Below are 23344 nucleotides of genomic sequence, written 5' to 3' on the forward strand. Positions count from 1 at the left end.
CGCCCGGGCGCACCGCTCGTCCCGGTCACCATAGCCCGCCTGCCGCCGTCGAGGAAGACCGTTCATCGCGGCAGGCGCCCGCCTGTGCCTCAGCAGTCAGGGAGCGGCCTGGCGCTCGATGCGCTGTTCGATGGCGCCGAAGATGCTGTTGCCGTCTGCATCCAACATCTCGATGCGCACGCTGTCGCCGAACTTCATGAAGGGTGTCTTCGGCTCGCCGTGCTCCAGTGCCTCCACCGTGCGCTTCTCGGCGAAGCACGATGCCCCCTTGCCGGTGTCCTCGTTGGCGATCGTGCCGGAGCCGACGATGGTCCCGGCCGACAAGGGCCGCGTCTTCGCCGCGTGGGCGACCAGTTGCGAGAAATCGAATTGCATGTCGACCCCGGCCTCCGGCGCGCCGAACCACTCCCCGTTGACGTGGGTCAGCAAGGGCAGGTGCAGCTTGTTTTCGCGCCACGCGTCGCCGAGCTCGTCGGGAGTCACGAACACGGGGCTCAATGCCGAACGCGGCTTGGATTGCAGGAAGCCGAAGCCCTTGGCGAGTTCGCCCGGGATCAGGTTGCGCAGGCTGACGTCGTTGACCAGGCCCACCAGCTGGATGTGCGCGGCGGCCTGCTCCGGCGTCACGGCCATCGGCACGTCGTCGGTCACCACCACGATCTCGGCTTCCAGGTCGATGCCGTGGGCCTCGTCGACCACCTTGACCGTGTCGCGCGGCCCGTAGAAGCCGGCGCTGGTCGCCTGGTACATCAGCGGATCGGTGTAGAAGCTTTCCGGCACTTCGGCGCCGCGAGCGCGCCGCACCCGCGCAACGTGCGGAAGGTAGGCGCTGCCATCGAGGAACTCATACGCGCGCGGCAACGGGGCGGCCAGCTGGGCCATGTCCAGGTCGAAGGCACCGTCGGCGCTCCCGTCGTTGAGCGCATCGGACAGCGCGGCGAGGCGCGGCGCGGCATTCGACCACTCCTCCAGCGCGCGCTGCAGCGTCGGCGCGATCCCGGTCGCACGTACCGCCTGCGACAGGTCGCGGGAAACCACGATCAGCGTGCCGTCGCGGCCGCCTTCCTTCAGTGAACCGAGTTTCATCTGCACTCCGGGAGATTCAGGCCGTGGGAGGCGCATTGTAGCGACCGGGCGCGTCCAGGCCGGGCGAACGCCCCTGCGTGGTGCTTCAGGCGGCCTTCCCGGCGCCCGGGTCGTCGCCCTGGAACGCGCCGGCGCGGTAGGTGAGCACCAAGGTGTCGCGGTGGCCATGGGCCTGGATCGGCTGGATCGGCGTCGATTCGTGGATCACCCGGGTATCGTCGAGCAGCAGCACCGACCAGGGGGCCTCGAGCGTGAAGCGCTGGCCGTTGGGCCCGCAGGCCTCGAAGACCCGCGTCTCGCCCCCGGTGATGCCGTGCCGATCCACGACGAACACCGCCACGAAATCGACACCGTCCCGGTGCGCGCCCTCCGGCGTCGGCCTGCCGATGCCATCGGTGGTATCGATGCGGAACTGGTGCGCCTCCACGTACCACGGGTTCGCCGCGCGCACCTGCGCGAAGCAATGACCCAGCGCGCCCAGCAATCGCGACCAGTCGGCGGTCGCCACCACATCGGCGGGGATCGGCTCGAACCAGCGCCGCATTCCGCCGTGCAGCGCGTTGTAGTCGGTGGACTGCCAGTGCGCGCGATGCGGCGCCCGGGTGACCGTGTCGCCATCGACCACGAAACAGGCATGCCGGCGCCGGCGGTAGCTGCCGCCGTCACGCAGGTAATGATCGACTTCCAGGTCCTGCCAGCTGGGTTCGATGCGACGCAGGCTGGTGACCGGGACCCCGGTCAGGACGGCCGAATCTTCCGGCGAAAGCACGGCATAGCCACGCTCGCGCAGCACCGTCGTTGCATCGGCGGCGGGGACGAGTGGCGCGTCGAAGGTGGCAACCATGCGGCATTGTCCGACGATCGAACGGGCAAGCATAGCGCGGGTCCCACGGCGTGGCCGGCCGCGCGGGCCCACGGCTTGCGACCGCTAGGAAAGCGAAAGCCCGCGCTCGGCGGGCTTTCCAGGCTGCTGCGGCAACGCGACCTGGTCGGTGCGCGCCGCAGCGGAAGATGGCAGCCCCGGATGGATTCGAACCACCGAATGCCTGAGTCAGAGTCAGGTGCCTTACCACTTGGCGACGGGGCTATGTTGTGGTCAAGGACCAACCCTTCCAGGGCTGACCTTGACGTCGCGGCTCCGGCAAAGCCGGAACTGCTCCCGGAAATGAGTCTAACTCGTTCCCGGGCGGCGCATCCATGTGCCGCGTGCGGCATTCGGATGTACGTCTGAAAGCCCGGCGCGCCTGGTCCGCCATCGGACGGCCCAGGCTGCGGCGTCTGGCTTAACGCTTGGAGAACTGGGTGGCGCGGCGGGCCTTGTGGAGGCCGACCTTCTTGCGCTCGACTTCGCGGGCGTCGCGGGTCATGAACCCTGCCTTGCGCAACTCGCCCTTCAGGGTCTCGTCGTACTCGACCAGCGCGCGGGCGATGCCCAGGCGGATGGCGCCGGCCTGGCCGGTGGTTCCGCCGCCGGTGGTCGTGACCTTGATGTCGAAGTTCTCGGTGTTCTTGGTCAGCTCCAGCGGCTGGCGCACGATCATCCGCGCGGTCTCGCGGCCGAAGAACTCGTCCAGCGGACGATCGTTGACGGTGATGTTGCCGCTGCCCTTGCGCAGGAACACGCGGGCGGTGGACGACTTGCGACGGCCGGTGCCGTAATTTTGCGTGGTAGCCATTAGATATCCAGGACTTGCGGCTGCTGCGCAGCGTGTGGGTGCTCGGAGCCCTTGTAGACCTTGAGCTTCTTGTACATGGCACGGCCGAGCGTGTTCTTCGGCAGCATGCCCTTGACCGCGTGCTCGATCACGCGCTCCGGGTGGCGATCCAGCGCCTGGCCCAGGGTCTCGGTCTTGAGGTTGCCGACGTAGCCGGTGAAGCGGTGGTACTTCTTGTCCGCCAGCTTGTTGCCGGTGACGTGGATCTTCTCGGCGTTGATCACGATCAGGTAATCGCCGGTGTCGACGTGCGGCGTGTAGACGGGCTTGTGCTTGCCACGCAGGCGGCGCGCGAGTTCGGTGCTCAGGCGGCCGAGGGTCTTGCCGGCGGCATCGACGACGTACCAGTCGCGCTGGACGGTCTCGGATTTTGCGGTGAAGGTGTTCATGACGAAACCTGTCTCAGGGGTGGGTCGTCGGGCTGGTTCCGCGGCAGGACCGGCGGAACTTCGCCTCGCGATGTGGGTTGCGGGAACGCAAGAGGCGGAATGATACCGGGCACCCACGCCCCCCGCAAGTCCGGCCCAGGCGGCCTGGCGGCCTCCCGCGGGGCTGGCATTGGCCCGCACGCCACGCCAAGATGTCCGCATGACGCCCCCCAGACGCCAAACCGGGCTCGACCGCGCCCTGTCCGAGGCGCAGCGCGCGCTGGAGACGGTGTTCGGTGATCCGCCCGCCGAACGCCCCAATCCCGCGAAGGAGGCTGCGGACGTCCAACTGGACGACACGGAACGCCGCCACGCCGCGGGCCTGATGCGCATCAACCACGTCGGCGAGGTCTGCGCCCAGGCCTTGTACGTCGGGCAGGCCGCCGTCGCCCGCGACCCGGCCACCCGCGAACACCTGCTGGCCGCCGCCCAGGAGGAAACCGACCACCTGGCCTGGTGCGCCCAGCGGTTGCGCGAGCTGAACAGCCGCCCGAGCGTATTCAACCCCGCGTGGTACGCCGGCAGCTATGCCATCGGCGCGCTCGCCGGCCTGCGCGGCGACGGCTGGAACCTCGGGTTCGTCGTCGAGACCGAGCGGCAGGTCGAGGCCCACCTCGACCAGCACCTGCAGACGCTGCCCGAGGCCGACCTCCGGAGCCGTGCCATCCTGGAGACCATGAAGGTCGACGAGGCGCGACACGCCGACGCGGCCGAGCAGGCCGGCGCACGGCACCTGCCGCCGCCGATCCCGACGATCATGGCGGCGGCGTCGAAACTGATGAAGTTCGTGGCCTACCGCCTGTAGCGCGGCTTCGTTGCGCGACGGGGTCTCGTCGCAGGACCTGCCCGCCGGGACATGGCCGACGAGCGCTGTCGCTCGCCAACTTCGCGGATTAGGCGCGACCCGACCTGCCAGGGCGCCGACGCGCCCTAGACCACCAGGTTGCGGGCGTGGAACAGTTCCTCGATCTCCCGCTTGAGCAATGCCTCGATCCGCATGCGTTCCTTGAACGGCAGGTTCTTGGCCTGCTCCTCGAACAGGTACTGGTCCAGGTCGAAGCGCTTGAGCTGCATCTTGGTGTGGAAGATGTTCTCCTGGTACACGTTCACGTCGAACATGTCGTAGCGCGACTTGACGTTGCGCGCCAGGTAGTCCTGGATCGAATTGATCTTGTGGTCGATGTAGTGCTTCTTGCCCTTCACGTCCCGGGTAAAGCCGCGCACCCGGTAGTCCATGATCACGATGTCGGACTCTAGGCTCTCGATCAGGTAGTTCAGCGCCTTCAATGGCGAGATCACGCCGCAGGTCGCGACGTCGATGTCGGCGCGGAAGGTGGCGATGCCCCCGTGCGGATGCGTCTCCGGGTAGGTGTGCACCGTGATGTGCGACTTGTCGAGGTGCGCGACCACGGCGTCGGAGATCACTCCCTTCGCCGCCGCCTTGTCGACCACCGGTTGCTCGCTGATCAGGATGGTCACCGACGCGCCCTGCGGGTCGTAGTCCTGGCGGGCGATGTTCAGGATGTTGGCGCCGATGATCTCCGCCACGTCGGTGAGGATCTGGGTCAGGCGATCGGCGTCGTACTGCTCATCGATGTACTCGATGTAGCGCTGGCGCTCCTCCTCCGTCACGGCGTAGCAAACGTCGTAGATGTTGAACGAGAGTGCCTTGGTGAGGTTGTTGAAGCCCTGCAGCTTCAGGCGAGGCAGCGGTTTGACCACGTCGGTCGTCCCCCGGTTCGGGTCGGCGAAGCTCGCAATTATGCGGCATCCCGCGGGCATTGCCCTATCCGGGGGCCTTTAACACCAATTCCCGGGGTTTGCCGTGACGGCGTCGACAGCCTACTCTTGCCCCATTCCCCCGTGACGCCGCCCATGACTACCCCTGCCGCATTGATCACCAGCTATCGACGGCCTTCGAGCCCATTGCTGCCATCGCCGGCGACGATCGAACGCTTCCTGGCCCACTGCCATCGACGCCGCTACCCGCCCCGGACGGAGGTTTTCCGCCCCGGCGACCAGGCCGGCACCCTGTACTACGTGATGTCCGGCTCGGTCAGCATCATCACCGAGGAGGACGATGGCCGGGAGCTGGTGCTCGGCTACTTCGGCACCGGGGAATTCGTCGGCGAGATGGGCCTGTTCATCGAATCGGAGACCCGCGAGGTGATCCTGCGGACGCGCACCCAGTGCGAACTGGCCGAGATCAGCTACGAGCGCCTGTACCAGCTCTTCGACGGCAGCCTGTCGGGCGACGCCACCAGCATCGTGTACGCGATGGGCGCGCAACTCTCCCGTCGCCTGCTCGACACCAGCCGCAAGGCCGGCCGGTTGGCCTTCCTCGATGTCACCGACCGCATCATCCGGACCCTCTTCGACCTGGCGCAGGAACCGGACGCCATGAGCCATCCCGAGGGGACGCAGCTGCGGGTGTCCCGGCAGGAGCTGGCCAAGATCGTCGGCTGCTCGCGCGAGATGGCCGGCCGCGTGCTGAAGAAGCTGCAGGCCGACGGCAAGCTGCACGCCCGCGGCAAGACCGTCGTCCTCTACGGCACACGTTAGTCGGTCCGCCCGGTGTCCGCATCGTTCGAACCTCGCGGGCAACTCCCCGATGCGGACCTGCGCAGCGCGTCGCTGATCGACGCCGACGATGTCGCCGCCCTGCTCTCCGAACTGGGCTATCCATGCGATGCCCGCGATGCCGCCGCCCGCATCTCGGCCATCCTGGAGAACGACCGGCAGGCGTTGGTCGTCGCGCGATGCGGCGGGATGGTCTGCGGCCTGATCGCACTGGACTTCATGTACTACCTGCCCCTGGACACCACCACCTGCCGGATCACCGCCCTGGTGGTGAGCGCCTCGGCACAGGGGCGCGGCCTCGGGCGACAGCTCTTGCGCGAAGCCGAGCGCCGCGCGCGGGCCGGCGGGGCCGCGCGCCTGGAAATCACCAGCGGCTCGCAACGCACCGATGCCCACGCCTTCTACAAGGCCTGCGGCTACAGCGACGGCACCGTCCGTTTCATCAAGCGGCTGGGCGACGCCTGACCGCCTAGCCTCCCGGGGCCGGAACCGGCTCCCCCGCGCGCGACCCGCAGCCCCAGTTCAGGATCGGCGTGCCTTCCGGAAGCTCGCGCCGGAACATGCCGACGCAACCGGCCTTGGGGTTCACCACCACGGGCGACCGGGCGACGCGCAGCAACGGCAGGTCGGCGCTGCTGTCGGAATAGGCGCGATCGATGTCCTCGTAGCCCAGCTCCCGCAGCATCCGAACCTTCTCCTCGTGGTGGCAGTGCCGCAGCGCGCCCACGGCGCCGAAGCGCGGACCGACCACGGTGCCGACCACCGGCACGTCCTCGTGGGCGACGAAGGCGAGGATCGCGCGCGCCAGCTCCGGCGGCGCACCCGTGGCGATCACCACGCGGTCCCCGCGTGCGCGGTGGTCGTGCAGCACCTGCAGCGCCACCGGCAGCAAGCGCGTCCGGATCTCCTCGACATGCGCGGCCACGTAGCGGTCGATCAGGTCGTCGAGGTCGCGCCGCCGGTGCAAACCCACCGTGCCGGCCCAGACGAACGCGGAAATGCCGGCGCGGCGGGTGGGCAGGCAGGCGATCATCGGCGCGAACACGGGCGCGATCAGCAGCGCCAGCAGTCGTCGCCACCACGCCCGGCGGATCAGCCAGGCGAAAAGGTGGCCGCCGGAGTCGCCGTCGTAGAGGGTATGGTCGAAGTCGAACACGACCAGCGGCGCATCGTCCCGCAGCGGGGGAAAACGCGCCCCGGGGTCGACGGCGACCCCTTGGATGGCCGGCGCCTGCCGGTCGGCGAGGTGGCCCCGTCCGGTGCTCATGGGTCGAAAAACAGTTCCCGCAGCGCGAGGCCCGGGTCCGGGGCGCGCATGAAGGTTTCGCCCACGAGGAAGGCCTCGATCCCGGCATCGCGCATGCGCCGCACGTCCCCCGCGGTCGCGATGCCGCTCTCGGTGACCACCCGCCGGCCCGCCGGAATGTCGTCCAGCAATGACAACGTGGTGTCCAGCGACACGTCGAAGCTCCGCAAGTCGCGGTTGTTGATGCCCAGCAGGGGCAGCGCGCCGTCGCACGGCGCCAGCCGCAACGCACGTGCGAGCTCGCCACGGTCGTGGACCTCGACCAGCACGTCCATCCCCAACTCGAAGGCCTGCGCGTTCAACGCGGCCAGTCGGTCGTCGTCGAGCGCGGCGACGATCAGCAGGATGCAATCCGCACCCAGCACGCGCGCCTCCACGACCTGGTACGGGTCGACGGTGAAGTCCTTGCGCAGCACCGGCAGGTTGCAGGCCCCGCGGGCCTGGTGCAGGAAGTCGTCCTCGCCCTGGAAGAAGTCGGTATCTGTCAGCACCGACAGGCAGGCCGCGCCGCCCGCTTCGTAGCTGCGGGCGATCGCCGCCGGGTCGAACTCCTCGCGGATCACGCCCTTCGACGGGCTGGCTTTCTTGACCTCCGCGATGACGGCGGGCTCGCCGCTGGCGATCCTGGCCTCGATCGCCGCCGCAAAGCCGCGCGCCGGGGAAGCCTCGGCAACGAGCGCCTGCAGTTCACGCATCGGCGTGCGCGCCAGTCGTTCGGCGATCTCTTCCTGCTTCCGTCGCAGGATCCTCGCCAGCACGTCGGGTGGTTGCGGGCCGCTCATCGAAAGGGACCCAGGGCCGTGCGGCTTGAAGTGGGGATCGGCATCGGCGCGCTCAGCATTGCTGGGTGGTGGCCACGAAGTGGTCCAGCTTGGCGCGGGCCTCGCCGGAGGCGATCGTCGCACGTGCCAGCGCCACGCCATCGGCGATCGAGTCCACCACCCCGGCAACGTACAGGGCTGCCCCGGAATTGAGGCACACGATGTCGAGCGGCAGCCCGGTGGTATTGTCCAGGGCCTCCAGCACCATGGCCTTGGACTCCGCGGCGTTCTCCACGCGCAGGTTGCGACTGGCGGCCATGCCCATGCCGAAATCCTCCGGGTGGATCTCGTACTCGCGCACCTTCCCGTCGCGCAATTCGCCGACCTGCGTGCCGGCGCCCAGCGATATCTCGTCCATGCCGTCGCGCCCCCAGACCACCATCGCGCGCTCGGCGCCCAATTCCTGCAGCACGCGCACCTGGATGCCGACCAGGTCGGGATGGAACACGCCCATGAGGATGTTCGGCGCACCCGCGGGATTGGTCAGCGGCCCGAGGATGTTGAAGATCGTGCGCACGCCCATTTCCTTGCGCACCGGGGCGACGACCTTCATCGCCGGATGGTGGACCGGCGCGAACATGAACCCGATCCCGCAGGCTTCGATGCAGCGCGCGACCTGCCGGGGGCTCAGCTCGATGTTCGCCCCCAGCGCCTCGAGCACGTCGGCGCTCCCGGATTTCGAGGACACGCTGCGGTTGCCGTGCTTGGCGACCCCGGCGCCCGCGGCGGCGACCACGAACATGCTCGCGGTGGAGATGTTGAAGGTGTGCGCGCCGTCGCCGCCCGTGCCGACGATGTCGACCAGGCGCGAGCGGTCGGCAACCGCGACCGGCATGGCGAACTCGCGCATCACCGTGGCCGCGCCGGCGATCTCGTCAACGGTTTCCTTCTTGACGCGCAATCCGGTCAGCAGCGCCGCGATCATGGTGTCGGACACCTCGCCCCGCATGATCAAGCGCATCAGCTCGACCATCTCGTCGAAGAAGATCTCGCGATGCTCGATGGTGCGCTGCAGGGCTTCTTGCGGTGTCATGGCCATCGGATTGCTTCTCGTGCGCTTCGTGGCCGCGGCTCGCCGCGGCGGTGTCCGGGATGGAAGGAAAAGCGGCCCGCGACGGAATGCCGCTAGGGCGTCGCCGGGCGCTCCAGGAAATTCTTCAGCAGCGCGTGGCCGTGTTCGGTCAGGATCGATTCGGGGTGGAACTGCACGCCCTCAACCGGGTGCTCACTGTGGCGCAGGCCCATGATCTCCTCCGTCGATCCGTCGGCGTTCTCGGTCCACGCCGTGACTTCCAGGCATTGGGGCAGGCTGTCCTTTGCGACGACCAGGGAATGGTAACGCGTGGCTTCGTAGGGGTCCGGAAGGCCGGCGAACACGCCGGTACCGACGTGCCGGATCGGCGAGGTCTTGCCGTGCATGATCCGCCCGGCACGCACCACCGTGCCGCCGTACGCCTGGCCGATGGCCTGGTGCCCGAGGCAGACGCCCAGGATCGGGATCCGTGGCCCGAGCCGTTCGATCAGGGCGACGCTGACACCCGCCTCGTTGGGCGTGCACGGCCCCGGGGAGATCACGATGCGCTCCGGCGACAGCGCGTCGATGTCGTCCACCGACAATTCGTCGTTGCGCACCACCCTGACCTCCGCGCCCAGCACTTGCAGGTACTGCACGAGGTTGAAGGTGAAACTGTCGTAGTTGTCGATCATGAGCAACATCACAGCCCCTTCGCGGCTTCTGCAACCGCCTTGAACAACGCCCTGCCCTTGCTCATCGTCTCCTCCCACTCCTTGCCGGGGTCGGAGTCGTGGACGATGCCGGCACCGGCTTGGACGTGCAGGCGGCCGTCCTGGATGACGGCGGTGCGGATGGCGATGGCGGTATCGGCGTCGCCGTGCCAGCCGATGTAGCCGACGGCGCCGGAGTAGACGTTGCGACGCACGGGCTCCAATGCCTGGATGATCTCCAGCGCGCGGATCTTGGGCGCACCGCTGACGGTACCGGCCGGGAAGGTCGCGCGCAGCACGTCGGCATAGCTCAATCCGTCCTTCAGTTCGCCGGTGACCTCGCTGACGATGTGCATGACGTGGCTGTAGCGCTCGATGCCGAAGCTCTCGCCCAGCTTCACGGTGCCCGGCTTGGAGACGTGGCCGACGTCGTTGCGACCCAGGTCGATCAGCATCAGGTGCTCGGCGCGCTCCTTGGCGTCGGCGAGCAGTTCCCTTTCCAGCGCGGCGTCGCGCTCGGGCGTGTCGCCGCGCGGGCGCGTCCCGGCGATCGGCCGCACGGTGATCGTGCCGCCTTGCTGGCGCACCAGGATCTCCGGGGAACTGCCGACGACCTGCGTGCCGCCGACATCCAGGAAATACATGTACGGCGACGGGTTGAGCGCGCGCAGCGCGCGGTAGACATCCACCGGGCGCGCGGTGAACGGCACGCTCAGCCGCTGCGACAGCACGACCTGGAACACGTCGCCGGCGACGATGTATTCCTTGGACCGCTCGACGGCGTCGATGAAGCCCTCCCGGGTGAACCCGGAGATGAAATCGGCCTCGTCCAGCGCCTCGGGCACCAGGGTCTCCGGATACCCGGCGCCGGCGTGGCGCAGCCGGTGGGCGAGCTCGTCCAGGCGCCGGTTCGCGCGGGCCCAGGCCTGCGGTTCGCGTGGATCGGCATGCACCACCAGGTACAGCCGGCCCTTGAGGTTGTCGAACACGGCGACCTCTTCGCTGAGCATCAGCAGGATGTCGGGCGTGCCAAGCTCGTCGGGCTTCGCGGAGCCCCCCGCCGCCGCCGCCAATCGCGGCTCGATGTAGCCGACGCACTCGAACCCGAACCAGCCGACCAGGCCACCGCTGAAACCGGGCAATCCGTCGAGGCGCGGCACGGAATGTTCGCAGCGCAGGCGCTCGACTTCGGCGAAGGGATCGCCCACCTCGCGGGTTTCCACCACCTCGCCGTACTCGCTGACCGTCAGCGTGTGCCCATGGAAGGCGTACACGCGCCGGGCCGGCAGGCCGATGATCGAGTGACGGCCGAAGCGTTCGCCGCCCTCCACCGACTCGAACAGGTAGGTGTGGGCGCCGTCGGCGAGCTTGAGGTAGACCGACAACGGCGTGTCGAGGTCGGAGAGCACCTCGCGCACCACCGGGATGCGGGTATGGCCGTCAGCGGCGAAGCGTTTGAATTGTTCGGGCGTGGTCACGCGGCAAATCCTGGCAGGCGGGCGGGGTGGTGGAGACGCTGGCGCGCGGCCACCATCGCCAACCCGTGTCGGCACTGCAGGACTGCGGAGTCGCCCGGAGCTTCATGGCTGCATCGTAACGATTTCGGCGGGCGTTCGCATCGCCCGCTGGCAGCCCGCGCCCTGCGCGCATCAGGCGGGCAGGAGGCCCGTGACCTCGTCGGGGTCCCCGCACGCCTGGCCTGTTTCACCCGACGCGACCGCTGGATTCCCGGGCAGGCCGAGCAAGGGACAGCCCGCCGGCAGGTGCATGCGCAGGCGGCGGGCGACGCACTCCACGCGGAAGTGACGGGCTTCCACCGGCTCGCCATCGAGATTCAAGCAGAAGGGTTGCGGCGATTCGATCTCGACCCAGGGCAACCGGGCCGTCACCGCCACGCGCGCCAGCGCGGCCTCGCTGCCTTCCCGCAGCAGGGTGGCCACCGTGGCGGCGACTTCGCCCTCCAGCTCCGGAACGATGGTCAGGTCCAGCAGGCCGTCGTCGATGAGCGCCTCGGGACACAGGCCCATGCCGCCCCCTGCCCGGCGGCCGTTGCCGATGCCCAGGGCGATGAAAGCGCCGGTCCACTCGAACCCCGGCGCGTGCACCCGCGCCGCGATTGGTTCGATCCTGCCCAGCTTGGACATGCCGCCGATCAGGTAGGCAAGTCCGCCGAACATGTCCTTGAGCCCCTCGTTCGCGCCAGTCGTGGCCTCGGTTCCGAAACCACCGCTGGCGAGGTTGATCGACCAGTGCACGCGATCGTTCGCCTCGATCCGCAAGATGTCCACGGGATGGGCCGGCAACGTCCTCACGAGCTCGAAGGCAGCGTCGACCTCTTCCGGGATCTCCGCAGCGGCCGCGAAATCATTCGCCGTTCCGAGCGCCACCAGCCCCAGCGCGGGAAGCGCGTCTGCCGGCTCGTCGCTCGCGGCCAGGACCGCGGCGACCTGGCCCAGGGTTCCGTCACCCCCGGCGGCAACGAGGGCATCCAGCCCCCCGCCGAGCACCTCCGCGGCGAACCGGGCCGCGTCGCCCTCCTCCCAGGTCACGCGCACGTCCAGGTCGATGCCTTGGGAACGGCAGGCCTGCACGGCTTCGCGCACGGCTTCGTCGCCGTGGCTCTTGCCGTTGAGAATGAGTCGCCAGCGGGATCCTGTCATGGCTGGAGCCTAGGCAGGTGGGCGCGAATTACCGGTGAATGCGGGCGAAGGCTTGGCCGTGCCGGTGGCCTGCCGCACGTTCCCCGCGGCCTACTTGCGGCGCGCGTCCGTCACCGCCTGCCGCATGCGCCGGATGACGTCGGCGTAATCGCGCTGGCCGAAGATCGCCGACCCGGCGACGAAGGTGTCGGCGCCAGCGGCGGCGATCGCGCCGATGTTGTCTGGCTTCACGCCGCCGTCGATTTCCAGCCGGATCGGCTTGCCGCAGGCGTCGATGCGCGCGCGCACCGCCTTGAGTTTCTCCAGCGCGGACGGGATGAAGGCCTGCCCGCCGAAGCCGGGGTTGACCGACATCAGCAGCACCAGGTCGAGCTCCTCCAGGACATAGTCGAGCACCTCGACCGGCGTCGCCGGGTTCAGCACCAGGCCGGCCTGGCAGCCCTCGGCCTTGATCAGCTGCACGGTGCGATGCACGTGCCGGCTGGCCTCGGGATGGAAACTGACCAGCGTGGCGCCCGCTTTCGCGAAATCGGGCACCAGGCGATCCACCGGTTCGACCATCAGGTGCACGTCGATCGGCGCGGTCACGCCGTGCTTGCGCAACGCCTCGCAGACCAGCGGGCCGATGGTCAGGTTGGGGACGTAGTGGTTGTCCATGACGTCGAAGTGCACCCAGTCGGCACCGGCGGCGATGACCTCGTCGACTTCCTGGCCGAGGCGGGCGAAATCGGCGGAGAGGATCGACGGGGCGATGATGCAGTCGTTCACGGCAGGGTCCTGTGGCAATCGATCAGGTCACTTGCGGCCGCGCTCGGCCTTGACCTGCTGGTAGGCGCCATTGATTTCGCGCGCCCTGGCCTCCGCCTGCTCGCGCAGCTCGGGGGCGGCGCCGGACAGGCGGTCGGGATGGTATTGGGCGATCAGCCGCCGGTAGGCCTGGTCGACCTCGGCATCGCTGGCCTCGCGGGTCACGCCCAGCACGCGGTACGACTGGTCGCGGCTGCGGCCCAATCCGAACCAGTCGGCGTCGAAGGCATGCCCGATCAGCAACCCGATCAGGCCGCCGCCGGGATGGCGCAGCAACAGCCAGCCGGCGATGAAGCCGAGGAGTTTTCCGTACCAGCGCGTCATGGCCCACAGTGTAGGGCACGAGGCCGCCACGGCCGCATGCAGCCGGGGCGGCCTGCTAATACACTAGCCGGCCCCTTGCGCGAGCGGCTGCCCTTGGCGACCACCCTGCTCAATGCCGAACTCCCCGGAATGGCCCTGCGCCATCGCGGCAAGGTGCGCGATGTCTTCGACCTGGACCCGTCGCGGATCCCGGCCGGCGCGGCCGGTCCCGGCGAGTACCTGCTGATCGTCGCCACCGACCGGCTCTCCGCCTTCGACGTCGTGCTGCCCGACCCCATCCCCGGCAAGGGCGAGATGCTCTGCCAGATCAGCAACTTCTGGTTCGCACGCACGGAACACCTGATGCGCAACCACCTCACCGGCATCGATGTCGCGTCCGTGTTGCCGCCCGGCGTCGAGGCTGCGCCTTACGTGCAGCGCGCCGTCGTGACGAAGAAGCTCAAGCCGTTGCCGGTCGAGGCCATCGCCCGCGGCTACCTGATCGGCAGCGGATGGAAGGACTACCAGCGCACCGGCCGGGTCAGCGGCATCGCGCTGCCCGACGGCCTGCGCCAGGCGGAGCGGCTGCCGCAGCCAATCTTCACCCCGTCGACCAAGGCCGCGGCCGGGGACCACGACGAGAACATCGACTTCGACGCGATGGTCAAGGCCGTCGGTGGCGAACTCGCCGAGCAGGTCCGGGATGCCACCTTGCGCCTGTACGCATTCGCCGCCGACTACGCCGCGCAACGCGGCATCCTGCTGGCCGACACCAAGTTCGAGTTCGGGCTGGATCGCGACGGCCGCCTGCACGTCATGGACGAGATGCTGACCCCCGATTCCTCGCGCTATTGGCCCGCCGATCAATACGAGGTCGGCACGAGCCCGCCGAGTTACGACAAGCAGTTCGTGCGCGACTACCTGGAGACGCTCGACTGGGACAAGACCGCGCCCGGGCCTGCGCTGCCCGCGGAAATCATCGCGCGGACGCGTGCCAAGTACGCCGAGGCGCTGCAGAAGCTGGCCGGGCTCTCGGTCGATTGAGCAGGCGCGGCGTGCTGCTCGCTGGCGGTATGCTGGCGCCAGCCCATCCCGGAGCCGCGCCGTGAATGCCCACGCCGAATCCACTGACCGCACGCCCGAACGCCCGATCGACCGCTGGTTCGCCAGCTACTCCGGCGACCACGTCAACGACACCAACCAGGCCATCCACGTGTTCGCGGTGCCGGCGATCCTGTGGAGCGTGATCGCGCTGCTGTGGTGCATCCCCGCGCCCGGGACGCTGTTCAAGCCGGGGATCTGGGCGGTGGTGGCCATGTTCGCGGCCTGGCTGTTCTATTACCGCGCCTCGCGCAAGCTGGGGCTGGGCATGCTGGCGCTGTTCGTGGTGCTCGCGGTGCCGACGTGGTGGCTGCACGGCGTGCTCGGCACGGGTGGCCTGGTGGCGCTGGCGCTCGCGGTATTCGTGGCGGCATGGATCGCGCAGTTCATTGGCCACAAGATCGAAGGCAAGAAGCCGAGCTTCCTCACGGACCTGGTCTACCTGTTGATCGGCCCGGCCTGGGTGCTGTCCAAGCTCTACCGCAGGCTGGGCTGGACGTACTGACTTCCCGGGACGACGGGTCGCGTCGCGTGCGCCGGCTTCGATCCGGCGCGACGGTAGATGCCGGCTGCGCCCATCGCCGGCACCCCCCATCGCCGTGACGCCACGGCCAGGACCACACCCATCGACGGATCCCTGCCCAGACGCGACCTGCTCCTGCTGCTGCTGATCTGCGTGGCCTGGGCGTTCAATTTCCTGACCTCGGCGCTGGCGTTGCGGGAAATCCCCCCGTTCCTTTTCACCGCCGTGCGTTTCGCGCTGCTGGCCGTGCCGCTGGTGTTCTTGCTCAAGCGGCCCGCCCCGGGACAGTGGCCGCGCCTGGTCGCGGTCTGCCTCTGCGTGGGCGTGCTCCACTTCGGCCTGAGCTTCCTGGCGCTCGCGCTGGCCGGCAACCTGTCGTCGCCTGCCATCGTGCTGCAGAGCTACGTGCCGATGGCCAGCCTGCTGGCCTGGTGGTTCCTCGGCGAGCGCTTCGGCTGGCGCACGGGGCTGGCGATCGCGGTCAGTTTCACCGGCGTGCTGGTGCTGGGTTTCGATCCGATCGTGCTGGCCAAGCCCTGGGCGCTGGCGGCGATGCTGGCGGCGGCGCTCATGCTGGCAGTCGGCACGATCGGGATGAAAGGCCTGCGCGGACTGGACGTCTTCAGCATGCAGGGCTGGACAGCGGTGTTCAGCCTCCTGCCCTTGCTGGCGATCAGCGCGGCCTTCGAGCCCGGGAGTTTCGACGCGCTCCGCCGTGCGAGCTGGATCGGCTGGGCCGGCGCGGCCTACGCCGCCTTCGTCTCGTCCCTGCTCGGCCACGGGCTGTACTACGTGCTGATCCAGCGCCATCCGGTCGCCCAGGTGACGCCCTGGCTGCTGCTCGTCCCGGTACTGGCGGTGGGGCTGGGGATCGCGTTCTGGGGAGACGAGCCCGGGCCACGATTGCTGCTGGGCGGCGCCATGGTCCTGGGCGGGGTGCTGGGCGTCGCGATGCGTGCCAAGGCCAAGGCGCGAACGCCGATTCGCCCGGCCGGCCCCTAGCGCCGCCGGCTCATCGCAGTCCGAACAGCAGCAGCGTCGCCAGCAGGATGGCGACCCATAGCGCCATCGAACCGATCGGCCAGGTCTGCCCCAGGCTGTTGGACACGCGCCCGCCGCCCAGGCCGGCGAGGAACGCGGACCAGATGTCGGCCAGTCGGTCGCGCACTGCGGACAGCACGTTGCGACTCCACTTCGCCGCCCTCGGCAAGGGGCGCCGGAACACCCAGTCGACATCCAGGTTGGTCGACGGGATCTCGGCGGGGTAATAGCCGCTGCGATGCATCCACACGATCGCGAGGCTCGCGAACAGCAGCAGCTGGAGCTGGGTGAGCACGTGCGTGGCGTCGTAGGCGGAATAGACCATCTCGTAGGGCAGCAGCCCGTACAGCGCCACCGGCCAGACGCCGATCGCGATGCACAGCGCCGCGGCCAGGCCCATGGCGAACAGCATGTTCGGCGGCGCCTCGCGGGCCTCGGGATTGCCGTACCGGGAGAAGAACCCGAAATACGGGATCTTGATGCCGGAATGCTCCAGCACGCCCGCCGACGCGAACAGGAGCATCAGCCACACCACCAGGTGCCCGTCCTTGATCAACGCACTCATCACCATCGCCTTCGCGACGAATCCGCTGAACAGCGGGAACGCCGAGATGGAGGCCGCGCCGACGATGCAGAAACCGGTGGTCCAGGGCATCTTCCGGTAGAGGCCGCCCAGCTCCGAGGCCTTCGCCGTACCGGCCTGCTGCAGCAGCGCCCCCATCGACATGAACAGCAGGGCCTTGTAGATGATGTGCGCGAAGGCGTGCGCGCTGGTGCCATTGAGCGACAGCTCGGTGCCGATGCCGATGCCGACGACCATGAAGCCGAGCTGGTTGATGATCGAGTACGACAGCACGCGGCGCAGGTCGTTCTCGATGATGGCGTATAGCACCGGGAAGACCGTCATCACCGCGCCGACGTAGATCAGCAGCTCGGTGCCGGGGAAGCCCCTGGCCAGCGCATAGATCGCCGCCTTGGTGGTGAAGATGCACAGGAAGACCGATCCGGTCGGGGTGCCGTTCGGGTAGCTGTCCGGGATCCAGGCATGCAGCAGGGGGAACCCGGCCTTCAGGCCGAACGCAAGCAGGATCAGCCAACTCGCCGCCGAGCCCAGCTCCATGGCCTCGAAGGCGAGGCTCCCGGTCTGGATCCACAGCAAGCCGCCGCCTGCCATCAGCAACACGCCCGACAACACCTGGTAGACGAGGTAGCGGAACCCGGCGCGGTACGACTCGGGCGTGCGCGAGGCAAAGACCAGGAACGCCGAACTCACGCCCATGACCTCCCACCACAGGAACAGCGTCAGCAGGTCGCCGGCGAACAGCACCCCGATTCCCGAGGCCACGTAGAGCAAGGCGGTGACGTGCTGCAGGGTGTCGCGCACGCGCAAGGCGAACACGATCGACAGCAATGCCCCGACGTGGAAGGCCAGGCCGAACACGTAGCTCAGCCCGTCGGCTCGGTACGGCACCAGGGTCAGCCCCAGGACCTGGAGTTCGCGCGTCTGCCCCAGCTCCATGTCGAGGAACTGCAAGCCGCCCACGAGCGGGGCCGCGACCATGAACAACGTCCGCAGCCAGCCGCGCGTGACCAGCGCGGCGAGCGCGGCTACGAGGAAGGGCCAGGCGGGGTGGAACTCAATCATAGAAATCTTCGTCGCGCTTGAGCAGCATCCGCAGTCCCTTGGCGGCCGTGACCGCGAGGATCAGCGCCGCGAAGCCGTAGATGGCATAGACCAGGGGCAGCGCCTCGATCCGGTTGCCCGCATGGCGGTGGATCACGAACTCGGCCATCAGCAAGCCCAGGCAGGCCACGTAGAGGACGATGCGGACCAGCCGCTGGTTCCGTGGGCGGTCCGCCCAGCCGATGTCGCTGCTGTCATGCATCGATCACGCCTCCACCAGCATCGCCGCCAGGCGATGCAACGGCCCGGGAAAGAAGAACAGCACCACGCAGGCGCTCGCCGTGAGCAGCATCGCCGCCAGCAGCGGCCAGGGCGCCTCGTCGACGCCCTCGATCCCCGCCACGCCCGGGGCGGGCTTCAGGAAGAACGCCCGGAACGGAATGGCCAGCAGGTAGACGATGTTGAGCAGCGAGCTCAGCAGCAGCGCGGCGACGAGGACCCACTGGTGCGCCTGCAGGCTGCCCGCGATCAGGTACCACTTCGCCCACATGCCGCCGAACAGCGGCAGCCCGACGATGCTCAGCGTGCCGACGGTGAACGCACCGAAGGTGTACGGCATGTGCCGGCCCAGGCCGTCGAGCTGGCTGACGCGGCTGAAGCCGTGGGCGACCTGGATCGCACCTGCGCCGAAGAACAGCGTGATCTTGGCGAATGCGTGCACCGCGACCTGCATCGCCGCGCCGATGATCGCCAGCGGCGTGGCCACCATCGCCCCCAGCACGACGTACGACAGCTGCGAGATGGTCGAGTAGGCGAGCCGGGCTTTGAGGTCGTCGCGGGTCATCGCCACCAGCGAGGCGGCGACGATGGTGTAGGCGGCGAACCACGACAACCAGATCCCGGCACCGGTCTGTGTCAGCAGGTCGGCGCCGAAGATGTACACCGCGACCTTGAGCACCGCGAACACGCCCGCCTTCACCACCGCCACGGCATGCAGCAAGGCACTGACCGGCGCCGGCGCGACCATCGCCGCGGGCAGCCAGCGATGCATGGGCATGACCGCCGCCTTGCCGATGCCGAACACGAATAGCCCGGCCAGCAAGGGCAGCCACTGCGCGTCGACCTTGCCCGCCAGCACCCCGCCGGCGCGGAAATCCAGCGTGCCGGCGGCGTCCCAGGTCCACAGCATCGCCACCAGCAGGAAGCAGATGCTGGAGCCCAGCAGGTAGAGCAGGTAGGTCTTGCCGCCGCGGCGCGCGTTCTCGGTGCCGGTGTGGGTCACCAGCGGGTAGGTCGACAGCGAAAGGACTTCGTAGAAGACGAACAGCGTCAGCAGGTTGTCGGCGAACGCCACGCCGGCGGCTGAGCCGATGGCAAGGGCATAGCAGGCGAAGAAGCGCCCCAGGTGCTTGTAGCCCATCGCGTCCATGTAGCGGTTCGCGTACAGCATCGCCACCGGCCACAGGGTGGCGGCGATCAGCGCGAACAGCAGCCCCAGCGGTTCGACCCGGAAGGCGATGCGCAGCCCGGGCACGATTTCCCACAGCAACTGCCCGCGGCCCTGGCCTTCCAGTACCGGGCCGACCTGACCCAGCACCCCGGCCAGGAACGCGGCCGCCGCCAACCATCCCGCCAGCTGGCGCAGTCGCGGCGCGCCGTGCGCCAGGGCGATCACGAGGGCCCCGATGAAGGGGATGGCGATGACCATGGACGGCGTCATCCGCCGTTCCCCAGCAGCACCTGCGCCGCGTGCGTGGCGGTGCCGACCGTCAACCGCGTATCGATCCCGAAGTAGAAGTTGGCCGCCACCAGGACCCAGAGCGGCACGAGCAGGCGCAGCGGCGCCTCGGCCACCGCCTCCCGGTCCGCCGGTGGCGCCTTGAACCAGGCCGCCTCGACCACGCGCCAGACATAGACCACCGCCATCAGCGACGGCACGACGATCGCCGCGACGAGCCACCACGCACGGGTTTCCAGGACCGCCAGGATCAGGTACCACTTGCTGATGAAGCCTGCGGTCAGCGGCACGCCGACCAGGCTCAGGCCGGCCAGTGCGAACGCGGCGAACGTCCACGGCATCGACCGGCCCAGGCCGTGGATGTCGCCGATCCGGATCGAGCCGATGCGGTAATACACCGTGCCCAGGGCCATGAACATCGCCGCCTTGATCAGGGCATGGTTGAACAGGTGCAGGAGCCCCGACATCACGCCGAGGGTGGTGGCGAGGGAAACGCCCAGCAACATGTAGCCGACCTGCGCGACGGACGAGTACGCCAGCATGCGCTTGAGGTTAAGTTCGAACAGGGCCGCCCAGGACCCGGCCAGGATCCCCGCCGCCGCCAGCACCATCAGGATCGCCGACAGCGGGACAACGACGAAGCTGTACTCCGGCGAGAACACCGTGAACACGAACCGCAGCATCACGTACAGCGCGACCTTGGTCGCGGTGGCGGCCAGGAACGTGGTCACGAACGAGGGCGCGTACGTGTAGGCGTTTGGCAGCCACAGGTGCAGCGGGAACATCGCCATCTTCAGGCCCAGCCCGACGACGATGAATGCCAGCGCGGCGCGCACCGTGTTGGTCTGCTCGATGGCCGGCAGGCGCTCGGCGAGATCGCCCATGTTGAGCGTCCCGGCCATCATGTACAGGAACCCGATGCCGATCAGGAAGAAGGTCGCGCCGACCGTGCCCATCACCAGGTAGCGGAACGACGCCACCAGCGCGCGCCTGTCGCGACCCAGCGCGATCAGCGCGTAGGTGGACAGCGACGACACTTCCAGGAACACGAACACGTTGAACGCATCGCCGGTCAGCGTGATGCCCATCAGCCCGGAGAAGCACAGCAGGAACAGGGCGTAGAACACGCCCTGGCGCTCGGGCACCTCGCGATCCACGCTCGTCTTGCCCCAGGCCAGGATGGGCACCGTGACACCGGCCAGCAGCAGCGACACGAACGCGTTCACGGCGTCCACCCGGTACTCGATGCCGATCGGCGGCTGCCAGTTGCCGAATGCGTACGACAACGGGGCTTCCACCGCCGCCGGCAGGACCAGGGCCGTGATGGCCAGCGACGCCAACACGCAGGCCATGGCCAGCAGCCAGGGCAGCGCCCGCCCCGGAAGAAGCGCGCAAACGGGTGCGGCGATCAGCGGCACCAGCACGCTGAAGGGCATCAGTTCCAGGACGGTCATTCCCCGTCGTTCCTTTCACGGTCGCCGATGACGTCGTCCTCGATCGTCCCGTAGGCCTCCTGGATGCGCACGGCCAGGGCCGCGCCGACCGCCGTCGTGGCCACGCCCACCACGATCGCGGTCAGGATCAGCACGTGCGGCAGCGGATTGGAATACACGCTCACGCCTTCGCGCAGGATCGGCGACGCGCCGCCGACGACCTTGCCGACCGAGATGAACAGCACGAAGACCGATGTCTGGAACAACGTCAGGCCCATGATCTTCTTGATCATGTTGCCGCGCGCGATCACGCAGTAGAACCCGGCCATCATCAGCACGATGACGACCCAGTAGTTGATATGCCCGAGCAGCATCATGGTTCGCCCTGCCCCGCGTTCGCGTCGTCCCAGTCGCCCTTGCGCCGGGCGAACAGCGCGAACACCAGCATCATCACGCTTGCCACGGTCACCCCGACGCCGAACTCGACCAGCATGATGCCGGCCTGCTGCGCGGACTGCGGGTCCGCGAGCAAGGGGTAGAAGTCGAGGAAGCGCCCGCCCAGCGCCACCCCCGCCAGGCCGACGGCGGCGTACAACAGCGCGCCCATCGCCATGAGCCGGTACATCCACGCGAGGGGAATGACCTCGAGGGCGCGGTCCAGGCCATAGACGAGCGCGAACAGGATCCAGCCGGCCGCGAAGATCACGCCCGCCTGGAACCCGCCCCCAGGCGAATAGTCGCCGTGGAACTGGACATAGAGCGCGAACAGGATGATCAGCGGGATCAGGATGCGCGCCGCGAGCAGGATGATCAGGTTATTGCGCATCGGGCTCCCCCGCCTTGCCGCGCTTGCGCGGCGCCGGGGACAGCAGCGCCACCACGGCCAGTGCCGCCGTCAGGATCACCATGACCTCGCCGAGCGTGTCGATCGAGCGATAGCTGGCGAGGATGGCGGCGACCATGTTCGGCACGCCGGTATCCGGGTAGGCCTGCTCGATGTAGTAGCGGGCGACCTCACCGTGCGCCGGGTTGTCGGCTGCGCCGATCGGCGGCATGTCGAGGCTGGCGTAGACCAGCCCCGCACCCGTGGCCAGCACGACCACCAGCGCAACCATGTTGTGGGGCGTATTGCCCTTGACATGGTGCTCGTGGCGCCGCGCCAGCGCCAGCACCGCCAGCATCAACACCGTCGAGATGCCCGTGCCGACCGCGGCCTCGGTCAAGGCGACGTCGCCGGCATCGAGCACGACGAACAGCACCGCCGACAGCAGCGAGTAGATCGAGAACAGCATCACCGCGACGAACAGGTCGGTGGTGCGGATGATCGCGACCGCCACCACCACCAGGAACGCCAGCAACGACGCGTTGATCAACCCTTCGATGGTGGTTCTCCCGAGGTTTCGGGCCGCAGGCCGTCGGCGACCGCCGCCCGCGCCAGCGCATGCGTCGCGGTCGGCGCGGTGAACAGGAGGAAGAGCAGGATCATCAGGAGCTTGAGCATCAACAGGCTCCAGCCGATGCTCACGGCCAGGCCGAGGATGACCAGCAGGGCGCAAATCGTGTCGGTGATCCCGGCCGCATGCAGCCGGCTGTAGAAGTCCGGGAAGCGCAGCAGGCCCGCGCCGCCGACCAGCCCGAAGAAGCCGCCCCCGGCCAGGAGCGCGCCCGCGACGATCTCAAGCATCGACATCGACATCGCCCTCGTCGACCTTGGCCAGGTCGCGCGTCTTGACCAGTTTCAGGACCGCCACGATGGCAATGAAGTTGACCAGCGCGTAGACCAGGGCGACGTCGATCAGGTCGAAGTTCCCCGAGATGTACGCCACCAGCGCGACCAGCAGCACCGTCTTGGTCCCGAACACGTTGACCGCCACGATCCGGTCGTAGATCGTGGGGCCCTTGAGCGCGCGGACCAGCGCCAGCGCCATCGTCCCGAGCATGGCCAGCGCCACCAGCACGTAGATGCTCACCTGCGCCCCCGCTCGAGCCAGTGCACCTTGGCGCCCATGCCCTCGCGCCGCAATTCGTCTTCGGCCTGCTGGTCCAGGGCGTGGATGCACAGCTCGCTGCGGTTGAGCACCAGCGACACGGTCCCCGGGGTCAGCGTGATCGAATTGGCGTAGGTGACGCGACCCACGTCCGACGCCTGCTGCACGGGGACGCGCAGCACGCGCGGCGAGATGCGCGACGGCACGAACACCAGCCTGGCCACGTGCACGCAGGAAAGCGCGACCTGCCAGGCCAGCCACGCCCAGAACAGCGGCAGGCGCCACGCCGACAATTCCGCCCCGTGGGCGACCCCCAGCACGTCCATGCGCTTGGACATCCAGAGGGTGAAGAGCACCGAGCCCAGGCCCAGCCCGAGCATCAGCGGCTTGTAGACACCCGAAAGCGCCAGCCACAGGACCGAAAGCAGGAAGAACAGGGCGGCGAGGTTGCGCATGAACCGCCGC

At 68.6% G+C, this 23344-nt stretch carries 29 protein-coding genes and 1 tRNA gene; 6 read left to right on the forward strand and 24 right to left on the reverse strand.

Annotation, left to right across the window (positions count from 1 at the left end):
- Positions 1-96 precede the first annotated feature (96 nt).
- The 5 genes from ABD970_RS00965 to rplM form a co-directional block, all read right to left on the reverse strand.
- The gene (locus ABD970_RS00965) at positions 97-1086 is read right to left on the reverse strand and encodes a fumarylacetoacetate hydrolase family protein (protein ID WP_345293630.1); all 990 of its coding nucleotides are present in this window, start codon (positions 1084-1086) and stop codon (positions 97-99) included.
- A gap of 85 nt (positions 1087-1171) precedes the next feature.
- Positions 1172-1930, reverse strand: coding sequence for a 2OG-Fe dioxygenase family protein (locus ABD970_RS00970; RefSeq protein ID WP_345293631.1), 759 nt, complete (start codon positions 1928-1930; stop codon positions 1172-1174).
- A 168-nt stretch (positions 1931-2098) separates the two neighbouring features.
- Positions 2099-2173 (reverse strand) — tRNA-Gln (locus ABD970_RS00975).
- Between the two features lie 196 nt (positions 2174-2369).
- Positions 2370-2762 carry a 30S ribosomal protein S9 gene (gene rpsI / locus ABD970_RS00980; RefSeq protein WP_345293632.1) on the reverse strand — a complete coding sequence of 131 codons (393 nt, stop codon included), beginning with the start codon at positions 2760-2762 and terminating at the stop codon, positions 2370-2372.
- Entirely contained in the window at positions 2762-3190 is a 429-nt protein-coding gene (gene rplM, locus ABD970_RS00985) for a 50S ribosomal protein L13 (protein WP_345293633.1), read from the reverse strand. Before rplM ends, rpsI begins: the two co-directional genes overlap by 1 nt.
- A 199-nt stretch (positions 3191-3389) precedes the next feature.
- On the opposite strand from rplM, the gene coq7 reads away from it, so the two are divergent.
- The gene (coq7, locus tag ABD970_RS00990; RefSeq protein WP_345293634.1) at positions 3390-4034 is read left to right on the forward strand and encodes a 2-polyprenyl-3-methyl-6-methoxy-1,4-benzoquinone monooxygenase; all 645 of its coding nucleotides are present in this window, start codon (positions 3390-3392) and stop codon (positions 4032-4034) included.
- A 125-nt stretch (positions 4035-4159) separates the two neighbouring features.
- On the opposite strand, the gene speD is transcribed toward coq7, so the two are convergent.
- Positions 4160-4951: an adenosylmethionine decarboxylase gene (gene speD / locus ABD970_RS00995; RefSeq protein WP_345293635.1), complete on the reverse strand. Its 792-nt coding sequence runs from the start codon at positions 4949-4951 to the stop codon at positions 4160-4162.
- Positions 4952-5104: 153 nt separating this feature from the next.
- Here speD and crp point away from each other — a divergent pair, with 153 nt between their 5' ends.
- A complete protein-coding gene (gene crp, locus ABD970_RS01000; RefSeq protein ID WP_345293636.1) occupies positions 5105-5791 on the forward strand; it encodes a cAMP-activated global transcriptional regulator CRP in 687 nt (228 codons plus the stop codon).
- Between the two features lie 12 nt (positions 5792-5803).
- Positions 5804-6274 (forward strand): GNAT family N-acetyltransferase, encoded by a 471-nt coding sequence (locus ABD970_RS01005; protein WP_345293637.1) that lies wholly within the window; start codon positions 5804-5806, stop codon positions 6272-6274.
- 4 nt (positions 6275-6278) lie between these two features.
- Here the strand turns inward: ABD970_RS01005 and ABD970_RS01010 are convergent, their stop codons facing one another.
- The 8 genes from ABD970_RS01010 to ABD970_RS01045 all read right to left on the reverse strand — a co-directional run bounded on the left by ABD970_RS01010 (position 6279) and on the right by ABD970_RS01045 (position 13452).
- Positions 6279-7076 (reverse strand): haloacid dehalogenase-like hydrolase, encoded by a 798-nt coding sequence (locus ABD970_RS01010; protein ID WP_345293638.1) that lies wholly within the window; start codon positions 7074-7076, stop codon positions 6279-6281.
- Complete coding sequence (gene trpC / locus ABD970_RS01015; RefSeq protein ID WP_345293639.1) at positions 7073-7897, reverse strand: indole-3-glycerol phosphate synthase TrpC; 825 nt, start codon at positions 7895-7897, stop codon at positions 7073-7075. Before trpC ends, ABD970_RS01010 begins: the two co-directional genes overlap by 4 nt.
- Positions 7898-7949: 52 nt before the next feature.
- Positions 7950-8975: an anthranilate phosphoribosyltransferase gene (trpD, locus tag ABD970_RS01020; protein WP_345293640.1), complete on the reverse strand. Its 1026-nt coding sequence runs from the start codon at positions 8973-8975 to the stop codon at positions 7950-7952.
- Positions 8976-9061: 86 nt separating this feature from the next.
- A complete protein-coding gene (locus tag ABD970_RS01025) occupies positions 9062-9652 on the reverse strand; it encodes an anthranilate synthase component II (RefSeq protein WP_345293641.1) in 591 nt (196 codons plus the stop codon).
- Entirely contained in the window at positions 9652-11139 is a 1488-nt protein-coding gene (gene trpE, locus ABD970_RS01030; RefSeq protein ID WP_345293642.1) for an anthranilate synthase component I, read from the reverse strand. Before trpE ends, ABD970_RS01025 begins: the two co-directional genes overlap by 1 nt.
- A 171-nt stretch (positions 11140-11310) precedes the next feature.
- Complete coding sequence (yegS, locus tag ABD970_RS01035) at positions 11311-12321, reverse strand: lipid kinase YegS (protein ID WP_345293643.1); 1011 nt, start codon at positions 12319-12321, stop codon at positions 11311-11313.
- A gap of 90 nt (positions 12322-12411) precedes the next feature.
- Positions 12412-13089, reverse strand: coding sequence for a ribulose-phosphate 3-epimerase (gene rpe, locus ABD970_RS01040; protein ID WP_345293644.1), 678 nt, complete (start codon positions 13087-13089; stop codon positions 12412-12414).
- 27 nt (positions 13090-13116) lie between these two features.
- Positions 13117-13452, reverse strand: a complete 336-nt coding sequence (locus ABD970_RS01045; RefSeq protein ID WP_345293645.1) for a J domain-containing protein — start codon at positions 13450-13452, stop codon at positions 13117-13119.
- Between the two features lie 93 nt (positions 13453-13545).
- Here ABD970_RS01045 and ABD970_RS01050 point away from each other — a divergent pair, with 93 nt between their 5' ends.
- From ABD970_RS01050 to ABD970_RS01060, 3 genes are all read left to right on the forward strand, one after another.
- On the forward strand, positions 13546-14475 hold the full coding sequence (locus tag ABD970_RS01050; protein WP_345294529.1) for a phosphoribosylaminoimidazolesuccinocarboxamide synthase: 930 nt from the start codon (positions 13546-13548) through the stop codon (positions 14473-14475).
- 61 nt (positions 14476-14536) lie between these two features.
- Complete coding sequence (locus tag ABD970_RS01055) at positions 14537-15037, forward strand: Mpo1 family 2-hydroxy fatty acid dioxygenase (RefSeq protein WP_345293646.1); 501 nt, start codon at positions 14537-14539, stop codon at positions 15035-15037.
- Positions 15038-15094: 57 nt separating this feature from the next.
- Complete coding sequence (locus ABD970_RS01060) at positions 15095-16057, forward strand: DMT family transporter (protein ID WP_345293647.1); 963 nt, start codon at positions 15095-15097, stop codon at positions 16055-16057.
- Positions 16058-16067: 10 nt separating this feature from the next.
- Here ABD970_RS01060 and ABD970_RS01065 read toward each other — a convergent pair whose 3' ends face one another.
- The 10 genes from ABD970_RS01065 to ABD970_RS01110 are packed head-to-tail and all read right to left on the reverse strand — an operon-like array spanning position 16068 to position 23334.
- Positions 16068-17741, reverse strand: coding sequence for a Na(+)/H(+) antiporter subunit D (locus ABD970_RS01065; RefSeq protein WP_345293648.1), 1674 nt, complete (start codon positions 17739-17741; stop codon positions 16068-16070).
- Entirely contained in the window at positions 17734-17982 is a 249-nt protein-coding gene (locus ABD970_RS01070; protein WP_345293649.1) for a hypothetical protein, read from the reverse strand. Before ABD970_RS01070 ends, ABD970_RS01065 begins: the two co-directional genes overlap by 8 nt.
- A gap of 3 nt (positions 17983-17985) precedes the next feature.
- Entirely contained in the window at positions 17986-19440 is a 1455-nt protein-coding gene (locus tag ABD970_RS01075; RefSeq protein ID WP_345293650.1) for a proton-conducting transporter transmembrane domain-containing protein, read from the reverse strand.
- Positions 19437-20912, reverse strand: a complete 1476-nt coding sequence (locus ABD970_RS01080; protein ID WP_345293651.1) for a monovalent cation/H+ antiporter subunit D family protein — start codon at positions 20910-20912, stop codon at positions 19437-19439. The genes ABD970_RS01075 and ABD970_RS01080 overlap by 4 nt, the downstream gene beginning before the upstream one ends.
- Positions 20909-21268 carry a cation:proton antiporter subunit C gene (locus tag ABD970_RS01085; RefSeq protein ID WP_345293652.1) on the reverse strand — a complete coding sequence of 120 codons (360 nt, stop codon included), beginning with the start codon at positions 21266-21268 and terminating at the stop codon, positions 20909-20911. The genes ABD970_RS01080 and ABD970_RS01085 overlap by 4 nt, the downstream gene beginning before the upstream one ends.
- Positions 21265-21717, reverse strand: a complete 453-nt coding sequence (locus ABD970_RS01090) for a Na(+)/H(+) antiporter subunit B (RefSeq protein ID WP_345293653.1) — start codon at positions 21715-21717, stop codon at positions 21265-21267. The genes ABD970_RS01085 and ABD970_RS01090 overlap by 4 nt, the downstream gene beginning before the upstream one ends.
- Entirely contained in the window at positions 21707-22264 is a 558-nt protein-coding gene (locus ABD970_RS01095; RefSeq protein ID WP_345293654.1) for a DUF4040 domain-containing protein, read from the reverse strand. Before ABD970_RS01095 ends, ABD970_RS01090 begins: the two co-directional genes overlap by 11 nt.
- A complete protein-coding gene (gene mnhG / locus ABD970_RS01100; protein ID WP_345293655.1) occupies positions 22261-22581 on the reverse strand; it encodes a monovalent cation/H(+) antiporter subunit G in 321 nt (106 codons plus the stop codon). The genes ABD970_RS01095 and mnhG overlap by 4 nt, the downstream gene beginning before the upstream one ends.
- A complete protein-coding gene (locus tag ABD970_RS01105; protein ID WP_345293656.1) occupies positions 22568-22861 on the reverse strand; it encodes an MrpF/PhaF family protein in 294 nt (97 codons plus the stop codon). The genes mnhG and ABD970_RS01105 overlap by 14 nt, the downstream gene beginning before the upstream one ends.
- Positions 22858-23334, reverse strand: a complete 477-nt coding sequence (locus tag ABD970_RS01110; protein ID WP_345293657.1) for a Na+/H+ antiporter subunit E — start codon at positions 23332-23334, stop codon at positions 22858-22860. The genes ABD970_RS01105 and ABD970_RS01110 overlap by 4 nt, the downstream gene beginning before the upstream one ends.
- Positions 23335-23344 lie beyond the last annotated feature (10 nt).

This window comes from Luteimonas vadosa (assembly GCF_039543545.1).
In the GTDB taxonomy this organism is placed as follows: domain Bacteria; phylum Pseudomonadota; class Gammaproteobacteria; order Xanthomonadales; family Xanthomonadaceae; genus Luteimonas; species Luteimonas vadosa.

Excerpts from the sequence above, each read along its gene's own strand:
- ABD970_RS00965 (WP_345293630.1), bottom strand. The coding sequence starts at position 1,086 with ATGAAACTCGGTTCACTGAAGGAAGGCGGCCGCGACGGCACGCTGATC.
- ABD970_RS00970 (WP_345293631.1), bottom strand. The coding sequence starts at position 1,930 with ATGGTTGCCACCTTCGACGCGCCACTCGTCCCCGCCGCCGATGCAACG.
- rpsI (WP_345293632.1), bottom strand. The coding sequence starts at position 2,762 with ATGGCTACCACGCAAAATTACGGCACCGGCCGTCGCAAGTCGTCCACC.
- rplM (WP_345293633.1), bottom strand. The coding sequence starts at position 3,190 with ATGAACACCTTCACCGCAAAATCCGAGACCGTCCAGCGCGACTGGTAC.
- coq7 (WP_345293634.1), top strand. The coding sequence starts at position 3,390 with ATGACGCCCCCCAGACGCCAAACCGGGCTCGACCGCGCCCTGTCCGAG.
- crp (WP_345293636.1), top strand. The coding sequence starts at position 5,105 with ATGACTACCCCTGCCGCATTGATCACCAGCTATCGACGGCCTTCGAGC.
- ABD970_RS01010 (WP_345293638.1), bottom strand. The coding sequence starts at position 7,076 with ATGAGCACCGGACGGGGCCACCTCGCCGACCGGCAGGCGCCGGCCATC.
- trpC (WP_345293639.1), bottom strand. The coding sequence starts at position 7,897 with ATGAGCGGCCCGCAACCACCCGACGTGCTGGCGAGGATCCTGCGACGG.
- trpD (WP_345293640.1), bottom strand. The coding sequence starts at position 8,975 with ATGGCCATGACACCGCAAGAAGCCCTGCAGCGCACCATCGAGCATCGC.
- ABD970_RS01025 (WP_345293641.1), bottom strand. The coding sequence starts at position 9,652 with ATGTTGCTCATGATCGACAACTACGACAGTTTCACCTTCAACCTCGTG.
- yegS (WP_345293643.1), bottom strand. The coding sequence starts at position 12,321 with ATGACAGGATCCCGCTGGCGACTCATTCTCAACGGCAAGAGCCACGGC.
- ABD970_RS01045 (WP_345293645.1), bottom strand. The coding sequence starts at position 13,452 with ATGACGCGCTGGTACGGAAAACTCCTCGGCTTCATCGCCGGCTGGCTG.
- ABD970_RS01060 (WP_345293647.1), top strand. The coding sequence starts at position 15,095 with ATGCCGGCTGCGCCCATCGCCGGCACCCCCCATCGCCGTGACGCCACG.
- ABD970_RS01065 (WP_345293648.1), bottom strand. The coding sequence starts at position 17,741 with ATGATTGAGTTCCACCCCGCCTGGCCCTTCCTCGTAGCCGCGCTCGCC.
- ABD970_RS01070 (WP_345293649.1), bottom strand. The coding sequence starts at position 17,982 with ATGCATGACAGCAGCGACATCGGCTGGGCGGACCGCCCACGGAACCAG.
- ABD970_RS01075 (WP_345293650.1), bottom strand. The coding sequence starts at position 19,440 with ATGACGCCGTCCATGGTCATCGCCATCCCCTTCATCGGGGCCCTCGTG.
- ABD970_RS01080 (WP_345293651.1), bottom strand. The coding sequence starts at position 20,912 with ATGACCGTCCTGGAACTGATGCCCTTCAGCGTGCTGGTGCCGCTGATC.
- ABD970_RS01085 (WP_345293652.1), bottom strand. The coding sequence starts at position 21,268 with ATGATGCTGCTCGGGCATATCAACTACTGGGTCGTCATCGTGCTGATG.
- ABD970_RS01090 (WP_345293653.1), bottom strand. The coding sequence starts at position 21,717 with ATGCGCAATAACCTGATCATCCTGCTCGCGGCGCGCATCCTGATCCCG.
- mnhG (WP_345293655.1), bottom strand. The coding sequence starts at position 22,581 with ATGTCGATGCTTGAGATCGTCGCGGGCGCGCTCCTGGCCGGGGGCGGC.
- ABD970_RS01110 (WP_345293657.1), bottom strand. The coding sequence starts at position 23,334 with ATGCGCAACCTCGCCGCCCTGTTCTTCCTGCTTTCGGTCCTGTGGCTG.